This is a genomic window from Thermoplasmata archaeon (assembly GCA_038729465.1).
Lineage (GTDB): Archaea > Thermoplasmatota > Thermoplasmata > Thermoplasmatales > ARK-15 > JAVRLB01.
In genome coordinates, this window is record JAVYRZ010000012.1 from 28,841 (window position 1) to 31,139 (window position 2,299).

General features: G+C 39.7%; 2 protein-coding genes. One reads left to right on the forward strand and one right to left on the reverse strand.

Going from position 1 to position 2,299, the window contains the following annotated elements; genetic code table 11:
- Positions 1-606 (forward strand): transcription initiation factor IIB (gene tfb, locus QXQ25_04565; GenBank protein MEM0160978.1); only part of this gene is annotated, 606 nt, incomplete at its 5' end.
- Here the strand turns inward: tfb and QXQ25_04570 are convergent.
- Positions 603-2,299 (reverse strand): AMP-binding protein (locus QXQ25_04570; protein ID MEM0160979.1); only part of this gene is annotated, 1,697 nt, incomplete at its 5' end. The two genes, tfb and QXQ25_04570, sit on opposite strands and share 4 nt — an antisense overlap.

Sequence of the window (2,299 nt, forward strand, 5' to 3'; positions counted from 1 at the left end):
AGGAGGATCAAGGTTTCTAATGCTGCAGAGCGAAACCTGTCGCAGGCGTTGCAAGATATGGAGCGGATGTGCTCTAACCTTGGAATACCGAAAGATGTGCGTGAAACTTCAGCACTGATTTACAGAAAGGCTGTGAATGAGAACATGATCCGTGGCAGAAGCATAGAAGGTGTGGTAGCTGCATCAATTTACGGTGCATGCAGAATGCTGAACGTGCCCAGAACTCTTGAAGAGATTGCAAACGTGACAAAGATCAAGAAGAAAGATATTGGAAGAACTTACAGAATTATGGGCAGAATTCTTCAATTAAACATATTTCCTTCAAAGCCTGAAGATTATATAGAGCGTTTTTGCCTGAAATTAAATTTGAAGGGAGACGTTAAAAAATATGCATATGAGATTCTAAAAAAAGCAGAAGAGAAAGAACTTACTTCTGGCAGAGGGCCTACAGGCGTAGCTGCTGCCACAATATACATAGCTGCAGTCATGGCAAAAGATCGAAGAACGCAGAGAGAGGTTGCTGATGTGTCAGGAGTTACAGAGGTAACTATAAGAAACAGGTACAAAGAATTAACTGAAAAACTGGATCTGAATATAGAAATTTAAGATCTTTTTCCTATTTTTTTTATTTCGTCAATAACTTCAATTTTGTCAATATTGGATACATCTCCCACATCATTTCCTAAAAATGCACTTTTTGCAATTCTTCTCATTATCTTTCCATTTTTTGTCTTTGGCAGCTCAGGCACAAAAACTACCAAGCTAGGAGAAAACGGTTTCCCCAGCTCTTTTTCAATGCTGCTTTTTATTTTGCCCTTTGTATAATCATCATTAGCACCGGTATATAATATGCCGATGCTCTCACCTTTAATAGAGTCTGGTATGCCTATAGCAATGCATTCTTTCACATGCTCAATTTTCAGAACAATATTCTCAATCTCTGTAGGGCCAACTCGCTTTCCTGCAACCTTTATTACATCATCGACTCTGCCATAAATATAAAAATAGCCGTCTTTGTCCTGTTTTACCCAGTCTCCATGAAACCATACATCCTTGAATTTTGACCAGTAAGTTTCTATATACTTTTCTTCCTGGTTCCATAATCCGTGCGTCATTGACGGCACTGGCTTTTTTGCGACTAGATATCCAACCTGATCAACGACCTCTCTCCCCGATTCGTCAAAAACTGCAACATTCATTCCCAGTCCTCGGTAAAGGCACCTTGGCTTGAGCGACATTGCCGGTGTAGATGCTAAAAAACAGCCTATTATGTCTGTACCACCTGATATGTTTGCAATGGGCACTTTTCTATCCCCCAAATGCTCAAATAGCCATAACCAGCTTTCATCGTCCCATGGCTCTCCCGTAGAGCCAAATACCCTTATTCCCTCCATTTTATTTTTTATGTTTTTGGCTTTCATGGTCCTTACTAATGTGGGGGATATTCCCAGAATTGTGATATTATTGTTTTTTATTATTTGCCAGAGTCGATCTTGCTCAGGATAATCTACTGCTCCATCATACAAAAAAACTGATCCGCCAAGACTGTTAGCACCAAAGACTGACCATGGCCCCATCATCCAGCCAAGATCCGTGACCCACATCAGTGTGTCAGAATCTTTAAAGTCTAGATAATATTTCACTTCTTTAACTATATTTATAAATGAGCCACCGTGCGTGTGTATTGTGCCTTTGGGCTTTCCAGTAGTGCCGGAAGTGTAAAGTATCAAAGCTGGATCATCACTGTCTGTTTGCACGCTTGATACATAATTTCCCTGAGCTATGAGCTCCTTGAAGCTCATTATGGTTTTGGAAGATACTATGAAATGAATATCTTTTAAAGCTTTAACATTATCTATCATCTTAACAGTTTTTCCTCTTCTCTCATAGCTTTCTGCCACAAATAAAATATTAATGCCTGCATCTTCCACTCTTGTTCTTATAGCTTCCGGCCCATACCCTGAAAATATCGGCACTGCGATGCCGCCAAACCTCATAATGGCATACATGGCAATCACTGCTTCAGGGATCATTGGCATATATATGCCGATCCGGTCTCCTTTTTTCGCGCCCATGTTTAGCATTGCTCCGGCAAGCTTTCCAGTCATGATGTCCAGCTCTTTAAAGCTGATATATTCTATTTCTCCACTTTCACTCTCATATTTAATTGCGATTTTATCACTGTCTTTAAATCTCTCAACTGTATTGTAAACAATGTTGATCTTTCCATCCAAAAACCACTTTGTGTAAGGGTTGCCAGCACTATAATCTACAATTTTGCTAAATTTCTTGAAAAAAG